General features: G+C 70.7%; 7 protein-coding genes and 2 pseudogenes. 5 read left to right on the top strand and 4 right to left on the bottom strand.

Going from position 1 to position 7,440, the window contains the following annotated elements:
* Positions 1–147 precede the first annotated feature (147 nt).
* Entirely contained in the window at positions 148–849 is a 702-nt protein-coding gene (locus ACWF94_RS27545) for a response regulator (protein WP_453494006.1), read from the bottom strand.
* A 126-nt stretch (positions 850–975) separates the two neighbouring features.
* Here ACWF94_RS27545 and ACWF94_RS27540 point away from each other — a divergent pair, with 126 nt between their 5' ends.
* The 5 genes and pseudogenes from ACWF94_RS27540 (at position 976) to ACWF94_RS27520 (ending at position 4,668) form a co-directional block, all read left to right on the top strand.
* Positions 976–1,959 (top strand): Bug family tripartite tricarboxylate transporter substrate binding protein, encoded by a 984-nt coding sequence (locus tag ACWF94_RS27540; RefSeq protein ID WP_453493994.1) that lies wholly within the window; start codon positions 976–978, stop codon positions 1,957–1,959.
* Positions 1,960–1,988: 29 nt separating this feature from the next.
* The gene (locus ACWF94_RS27535) at positions 1,989–2,507 is read left to right on the top strand and encodes a tripartite tricarboxylate transporter TctB family protein (protein ID WP_453494003.1); all 519 of its coding nucleotides are present in this window, start codon (positions 1,989–1,991) and stop codon (positions 2,505–2,507) included.
* Between the two features lie 3 nt (positions 2,508–2,510).
* Positions 2,511–4,007: a tripartite tricarboxylate transporter permease gene (locus ACWF94_RS27530; RefSeq protein WP_453493991.1), complete on the top strand. Its 1,497-nt coding sequence runs from the start codon at positions 2,511–2,513 to the stop codon at positions 4,005–4,007.
* A pseudogene (locus ACWF94_RS27525) lies at positions 4,004–4,176 on the top strand (GNAT family N-acetyltransferase); the annotation flags it as partial. The gene ACWF94_RS27530 and the pseudogene ACWF94_RS27525, both read left to right, overlap by 4 nt.
* A 120-nt stretch (positions 4,177–4,296) precedes the next feature.
* The gene (locus ACWF94_RS27520) at positions 4,297–4,668 is read left to right on the top strand and encodes a GntR family transcriptional regulator (RefSeq protein WP_453493988.1); all 372 of its coding nucleotides are present in this window, start codon (positions 4,297–4,299) and stop codon (positions 4,666–4,668) included.
* A 193-nt stretch (positions 4,669–4,861) separates the two neighbouring features.
* On the opposite strand, the gene ACWF94_RS27515 is transcribed toward ACWF94_RS27520, so the two are convergent.
* The 3 genes and pseudogenes from ACWF94_RS27515 to ACWF94_RS27505 form a co-directional block, all read right to left on the bottom strand.
* Entirely contained in the window at positions 4,862–5,968 is a 1,107-nt protein-coding gene (locus tag ACWF94_RS27515; protein WP_453494000.1) for a DUF5925 domain-containing protein, read from the bottom strand.
* Between the two features lie 111 nt (positions 5,969–6,079).
* Entirely contained in the window at positions 6,080–6,859 is a 780-nt protein-coding gene (locus ACWF94_RS27510) for a polysaccharide deacetylase family protein (RefSeq protein WP_453493997.1), read from the bottom strand.
* A 20-nt stretch (positions 6,860–6,879) separates the two neighbouring features.
* Positions 6,880–7,440 (bottom strand): annotated as a pseudogene (locus tag ACWF94_RS27505) (hypothetical protein); the annotation flags it as partial.

Raw genomic sequence — 7,440 nt, 5'->3', positions numbered from 1 at the left:
CGTTGGGGGTCCCCCCGGACGAAGTCTGGGGGAGATTGAGGACACCCCGCAGGGGTGCGCGACAGCCGACGCACGGTGCGGCGCCCCCGCCGGGCGCTGGATTTGGCCGGGCCCGCCCGCACATGCCCCGGGCGCGGGTGGAAGCGCTCACCCTGGCCCGGGGCGCGCGCCCGCGACGCGGTAGCGGCGTTCGGGGCGGCCTGTGCCGCCGTATCGGAGGGTCACCTCCACTCGGCCGGTCTCGACGAAGTACTCCAGGTACCGCCGCGCGCTCACCCGGGAGAGCGATCCCGCCTCCGCGCACTCGGATGCGGACAGATCCCCGGCGTGTTCCCGCAGGATGCGCTCCACCAACTCGGCGGTGTGCGCGGCCAGTCCTTTGGGCAGTTCGCGCGAGCCGGGCGGGCGGGTGCCGAAGATCTGGTCCACGTCCTCCTGGCGGGCCTCGCCGAGCTGATCGAAGCGGGAGCGCAGCGAGGCCACATGCCGCAACTGCTCCTGAAGGGCGGTCTGGTTGAACGGTTTGATCAGATAGTGCAGCGCCCCCGCCCGCAGCGCGGCCCGCACCAGACCGGCGTCCCGCGCGGCCGTGATGAACAGCGCGTCCACGCTCGCACGCGTCTCGTCACGCTCCTCGGCGGCCCGCAGTTCCCGCAGCACACTGAGCCCGTCCAGATCGGGCAGATAGATGTCGAGCAGAACAAGATCAGGCCGCAGCCGTTCCGCCGCGCGCAGCGCCTCGGCACCGCTGTGTGCCACTCCGGCGACCCGGAAGCCCTCGGTCGCGGACACATAGCGGCTGTGCAGCTTGGCGACCATGAAGTCGTCATCGACCACCAGCACATTCATCACACGCTCACGCTAGGGCGCGACCACAATGACCACAACGTCCGTTGATTCCGGAAGAGAGACACTTTCTTAACGCACAGGCAACATGTGGGCCACTTCACACTCCCCTACCGAGAGGCGGCTCACGTGCGATTGCGCACTCCCCTCGCCCTGATCGGGGCAGCGTTGCTGGTATTCGTGGGGCCGCCGCTGCTCAATACGGGCAAGGGCTCCGATACCGGCACGCGCATTCCCGGTCTGCGGTTCATGGTCCCCAACACGCCCGGCGGTGGCTATGACATCACCGCGCGTACGGCGGCCAAGAACGCAGAGGACGCCAACCTGACCCATGACATCGAGGTCTTCAACCTGCCCGGCGCGGGTGGCACCGTCGGACTGACCCGGCTGGTCGGTGAGCACGGCAACGGCAGGCTCGCCATGTCCATGGGCCTGGGCGTCGTCGGTTCCGTACACACCAACAAGACGCCCAAGACGCTTGAGGACACCACCCCGATCGCCCGGCTCACCGAGGAGCAGGACATCGTCGTGGTGTCCAAGGACTCCCCGTACAAGACGATCGACGATCTGCTCAAAGCCTGGAAGGAAGACCCCGGCAAGCTGGCCGTCGGTGGCGGTTCGTCACCCGGCGGGCCCGACCATCTGGCGCCGATGCTGATGGCCCAGGCCGCCGGCATCGCGCCCAAGACGGTCAACTACATCCCCTACGACGGCGGTGGCGAGCTGCTCGCCTCCATCCTGGGCAACAAGGTCGCCTTCGGTGTCTCCGGCGTCGGCGAGTACCTCGACCAGATCAAGTCGGGTCAGCTGCGGCTCCTCGCCGTCACCGGCCCCAAGCGGGTCCCCGGACTCGACGCCCCCACCCTGCGCGAGGCCGGACTCGACGTCGACTTCACCAACTGGCGCGGCATCGTCGCCCCGCCAGGGCTCTCCGGTGCCGAGCGCGACAAGCTCATCGCGCTGATCGAGAAACTGCACGACTCCAAGGAGTGGAAGGCGTCGCTGAAGAAGAACGGCTGGGACGACGCCTTCCTCGCCGGCGACAAGTTCGGCGATTTCCTGAAGGAGCAGAACACTCGCGTGGACTCGGTGCTGAAGGAGCTGGGACTGTGAACTCATCCGGAACGCGCGCATCCCGCCCGATGGGCACGCCCGCCCGGCCCGGTTCCCGCGAATGGCTGCGGGAGCACTCCGAACTCGGCGTCAGCGTCCTGCTGTTCGCCATCGGAGTGCTCGTCCTGACCGACGCGCTGACCATGGACGTCGACATCGCCCAGCGCGGCCCGGTCGGCCCCAAGACCGTGCCCATAGCCGTCGGCATCGCACTGCTGCTGGTCGCGGTGTTCCTCGCCGTCGACGTCATGCGCGGTGGCCGCGGTGAGGCCGAGGGCGGCGAGGACGTCGACCTCAGCGAGCCCAGCGACTGGCGGACGGTGCTGCTGCTCGCCGGGGTCTTCCTGGGCTTCGCCGTACTCATCGGCCCGCTCGGCTTCCCCATCTCCGGGACCCTGCTCTTCTGGGGCGCCGCCTTCGCCCTCGGCAGCAAGCACTTCCACCGTGACCCGCTGATCGCCGCCGTGCTGTCCGTGGTCACGTACTACGTCTTCAACAATCTGCTCGGCGTTCCGCTCCCCGGTGGCCCGCTGATGGGGGTGCTCTAGCCGATGGACTCTCTCAATTCGCTGATCGACGGCTTCGGCACCGCGCTGACCCCCATCAATCTCCTCTGGGCGGTCATCGGTGTCCTGCTGGGGACCGCGATCGGGGTACTGCCCGGCATCGGGCCCGCGATGGCGGTCGCCCTGCTGCTGCCGGTGACCTACGGCCTGGAGCCGACCGGCGCGTTCATCATGTTCGCCGGTATCTATTACGGAGCGATGTTCGGCGGCTCCACTACCTCGATCCTGCTGAACACACCAGGGGAGAGCGCGGCCGTCGTCGCCGCGATAGAAGGCCATCCCATGGCCAAGTCGGGGCGCGGCGCGCAAGCGCTCGCCGCCGCGGCGGTCGGCCACTTCGCGGGTGGCATGATCGGTACGATCCTGCTGGTCGCACTCGCCCCGACCGTCGCCGACCTGGCCGTGGACATCGGTGCGCCCGACTACTTCGCCATCATGGTGCTCGCCTTCATCGCCGTCACCTCCGTGCTCGGCTCCTCCCGCGTCCGAGGTCTGGCGTCCCTGCTGATCGGTCTCACCCTGGGCCTTGTCGGCCTCGACCAGATGACCGGTCAGCAGCGGCTCACCTTCGGTTCGCTCCAGCTCGCCGACGGCATCGATGTCATCATCGTCGCGGTCGGCCTCTTCGCCATCGGCGAGGCGCTGTGGGTCGCCGCCCATCTGCGCCGCGGCGGACAGCCGCCGATCCCGGTCGGGCGCCCCTGGCTCGCCAAGTCCGACATCCAGCGCACCTGGCGGCCCTGGCTGCGCGGACCGCTCATCGGCTTCCCGTTCGGCGCGATCCCGGCGGGCGGCGCCGAGATCCCGACGTTCCTCTCGTACGTCACCGAGAAGCGGCTCTCCAAGCACAAGGACGAGTTCGGCAGGGGCGCCATCGAAGGTGTGGCGGGACCCGAGTCGGCGGCCTCGGCCTCCGCGGCGGGCACCCTGGTCTCCATGCTGACGCTGGGGCTGCCGACCACGGCCGTCGCGGCCGTCATGCTCGCGGCCTTCCAGCAGTACGGCATCCAGCCCGGACCGCTTCTCTTCGAGCGGGAGACCGAACTGGTGTGGGGCCTGATCGCCTCGCTCTTCGTCGGCATGGTGCTGCTTCTCGCGCTGAACCTGCCGCTCGCCCCGGTCTGGGCGAAGCTGCTGCGCATCCCGCGCCCCTACCTCTACGCGGGGATCCTCTTCTTCGCCGGGGTCGGCGCGTACGCGGTCGGTGGCGAGGCCATCGACCTCGTCATCCTGCTGATCATCGGTCTGATCGGCCTGGGCATGCGGCGGTACGGGCTGCCCATTCTGCCGGCCGTCATCGGGGTCATCCTCGGCCCGGCCGCCGAACAGCAGCTCCGCCGGGCACTCCAGATCAGCGACGGCAGCATCACCGGCCTGGTGAACACGCCGTTCTCGGTGATCGTGTACATCATCATCGCGGTCCTGCTGGCCTGGCCCCTGATCAAGAAGTGGATCGTCAGCCGCCGTAACGTTTCGGTATGAACGAAGACATCCTCCCCGCGACCCCCGCCGATGTGACCGTGGTGAAGGCCGTGACCACGCGGCCCACCGCCGCTCCATCGAACGGATCGGTGTCGTGCCCGCCCCCATGGAGGCGGACCACGCCGCCGATGTGGCCGCGGGGAGGGTGTTCGTCACCGGTGACCCGGTGACCCGGTGACCCGGTGATCCGGTGACCGGAGTGATCGTCCTCGCACACCACGGTCGCCCCCGGCCGTGTCGCCTCCCCGTTTCTTCCGGGGGAGCGGCCCGGGTGAGGGACAATCGGCGGGTGACCCTGAAGATCGCCATCGACGCCGGATCGGGCGTCGCCCCATTCGAACAACTCCGCGCCCAGATCTCCGGACAGGCCCGCTCCGGCGCGCTTCCGGTGGGCTACCGCCTCCCCACCGTCCGTGGCCTCGCGGAGGAGCTGGGCCTCGCCGCCAACACCGTCGCCAAGGCGTACCGGGCGCTGGAGACGGACGGTGTCATCGAGACCCATGGCCGCAAGGGGACGTTCGTCGCGGCGGCCGACGACGCGGCGGCCCGCGAACTGGCCTCGGCGGCCCAGACCTTCGCGGACCGGGCCCGCCGCCTGGGGGTTCCGCAGGCCGCCGCGCTCGCCGCGTGCCATGACGCCCTGCGCGCGGCGTACGAATAGCCCCGCGTCGCCAGGCCACTCCCGGGCGTACGGAGGGACCCGGGCTCCGGCCGGGACGTACGGAAGGGCTCGCGCTCCGGCCCGCGCGTACAAGGCGTACGACAACAGACCCGCGCGCGCCGCCCGGGTCCGTACGCGGGAAACAGCCCTGCCCGGGGGAGGACGCGGCACGGGAGCCGGCGCGGCGTGCGCGCTACAGATACAGTCCTGCGTCCGCTCCGTCGTTCTGGTCCGGGATCGACGGCGGAGAGGTGCCGCGCCGCAGGGCGAACAGCTCCGCCAGTGTCGCACCGCCCCGCCCGACGCCCTCCTCCGTGCCCAGCCACCGCACCGCCTCACCACGGGTCAGCGACCCGACCTCGATCCGGGCCAGACAGCGGCCCGGCCGCACCACGGCGGGGTGGAGGCGTTCGAGGTCCTCGTTGGTGGTCACCCCGACCAGGACATTGCGGCCCTGGCCCAGCAGTCCGTCCGTCAGATTGAGCAGCCGGGACAGCGCCTGTCCTGCGGTGTGCTTGGCCTCGCCTCGGATGAGTTCGTCGCAGTCCTCCAGCAGCAGCAGCCGCCAGCGCCCCTTCGCGGTGCCCTCGTCCTCGCCGATGGCGATGTCCATCAGATAGCCGACGTCATTGAAGAGCCGCTCGGGGTCGAGGACACAGTCGACCTGGCACCAGTCCCGCCAGGAGCGGGCGAGGGTGCGCAGCGCGGAGGTCTTGCCGGTGCCGGGCGGCCCGTGGAGCAGCAGCAGGCGGCCCGCGATGTCGTCGGGGGTGACCTTCATCAGCCGGTCCATCGCGTCGGCGACCGGCGCGGTGTAGTTGGGCCGGATCTCTTCCCAGGTGCCCGCCGCGATCTGGCGGGTGGTCCGGTGCGGCCCCCGGCGCGGGGAGACGTACCAGAATCCCATGGTGACGTTCTCCGGCTGGGGCTCCGGCTCGTCCGCCGCGTCGTGCGTCGCCTGCTTGAGGATCTTCTCGGCCAGCTCAGGGTTGGCGGCCGTCACCGTGACATCGGCCCCGCGATTCCAGCGGGAGACCAGCAGGGTCCAGCCCTCGCCCTCGGCGAGCATGGCGCTGCGGTCGTCGTCCCGCGCGGAGCGCAGCAGCTTCGCCCCGGGCGGCAGCAGCTCGGCCTTGGGTTTGACCCGGTCGATGGAGTGGCTGTGGGAGTAGGGCTGCTCGCCCGTGGCGAACCGGCCGAGGAAGAGCGCGTCGATGACATCCGACGGAGAGTCGCTGTCGTCGACGGTGAGCCGGATCGGCAGTGCGTCCTGGGGCTGTACGGCAGACATGCGCTCCATCTGAGGCTGAGGGGCAGACATGCGCCCCATGATCCGGTACAAGACCTTCCGGCGCCCGTATTTTTGTCGGGTGGCGCGCCCCGCCGGGGGTCGCGCCACCGGCCGTACGGGTCAGCGACCGGCCCCCCGGAGCACGGCCGCCGCCCGCCTGGTGCGGCGCACCATGGCGTATCCCTTGGTGAGAGCACGGTCCTTGGCGAAGTTACGGGCGATGGACCGCCCCTCGATGAGCCGCTCGAACTCCTCGACGCCGGTACTGCGCCGGACGGTGAGCCGCTCGATGGCGTACGGCCCCTGGGCCGGCCGGGCGAGCGCGTTGCCGACGGCGAGGGACTGCGCGTACCCCGCTGCCCTGACCGCGTCCCGCACCCTGCGGCTGGAGTAGCCGAAGGGATAGGCGAACGACCGGGGGGCGGTCCCCAGCTCGTCCGCGATGATGTCGCGGCAGCGGACCGTCTCGTACCGCAGTGGTTCGTCGCCGAGCTGGTCCATCTGGGGATGGCTGTGGGTGTGCCCGCCGATCTCGGTGCCCGCGGCGGCCAGTTCCCTGACCTGGTCCCAGTCGAGCATGGTGTCGAGCGCGCCGCCCTCGTCATGGGCGCCGCGCAGCCAGCCGGTCGAGACGAACAGCGTCGACGCGAAACCGTGCTTGGCCAGGGCGGGGAGGGCGTAGCGGTGCACGCCCTCGTATCCGTCGTCGAAGGTGATGAGAATCGGCCGCCGGGGCAGCGGCCGGTGGCCCTCGGAGCGCCAGGACTCGCCCAGCTGAGCCGTGGTGAGGGGGGTGAACCCGCGCTCGCCGAGCATGGCCATCTGCTCGGCGAACGCCTCCGGCGACACGGAGAGCCCGAGGGTCGCCCTCGCCGGCTGATGCGCGACGGCGTGATACATCAGGACGGGTACGGGCTCGCTCACCGGGCCTCGCTCTCCGCGGCCGGCGACTCCACCGACTTCGGTGACAGCGACGCCGGCGACTTCGGTGACGGCGACTCCGCGGTCGGTGACTCCCCTGACTCCCGTGACTCCTTCGGCTCCGGCGGCAGCGGTGCGATCGGGCCCGATGAGAACGTCACACCGCCTCCGCGCGCTTTGGCGCTCCCCACCGCATAGCCGCCCGCCGCGGTGACGACCCCGGCGATGATGGCACCCGCCCGGCCGGCTCCGCCGCGCCGGCCCAGCGCCGCGTCCCGCAGCCCGCGCACCACACCCGCTGGCAGCACCCGGGTGGTGTAGCGGCGCTCGGACTCCAGGCCCTTGCCCGACCCGACACTCTTGGCGACGAGCGCCTTGGACAGGCCCTCGGCGTAGGTACGCGTACGGAAGTAGGCGAACCGCTCCCGGGGGGCGGGGACCTTGTGATGGATCACCGCCCGGTCGTCGATCAGGAGTACGGCGTCGGGGACGGCCTTGCTGAGCCGGATGCACAGCTCCGTCTCCTCGCACCCCAGCGGCCTCTTGTCGCCGTCCCGTCC

The organism is Streptomyces sp. NPDC055078 (genome assembly GCF_053607985.1).
Note: the sequence above shows the minus strand (reverse complement) of the source record. Positions and strands in the feature narration are given on the sequence as shown.

What these genes read in the sequence shown, in the direction of transcription:
- ACWF94_RS27530 (WP_453493991.1), top strand. Translation starts at nt 2,511, where the DNA reads ATGGACTCTCTCAATTCGCTGATCGACGGCTTCGGCACCGCGCTGACC.
- ACWF94_RS27545 (WP_453494006.1), bottom strand. Translation starts at nt 849, where the DNA reads ATGAATGTGCTGGTGGTCGATGACGACTTCATGGTCGCCAAGCTGCAC.
- ACWF94_RS27515 (WP_453494000.1), bottom strand. Translation starts at nt 5,968, where the DNA reads ATGGAGCGCATGTCTGCCGTACAGCCCCAGGACGCACTGCCGATCCGG.
- ACWF94_RS27510 (WP_453493997.1), bottom strand. Translation starts at nt 6,859, where the DNA reads ATGTATCACGCCGTCGCGCATCAGCCGGCGAGGGCGACCCTCGGGCTC.
- ACWF94_RS27535 (WP_453494003.1), top strand. Translation starts at nt 1,989, where the DNA reads ATGGGCACGCCCGCCCGGCCCGGTTCCCGCGAATGGCTGCGGGAGCAC.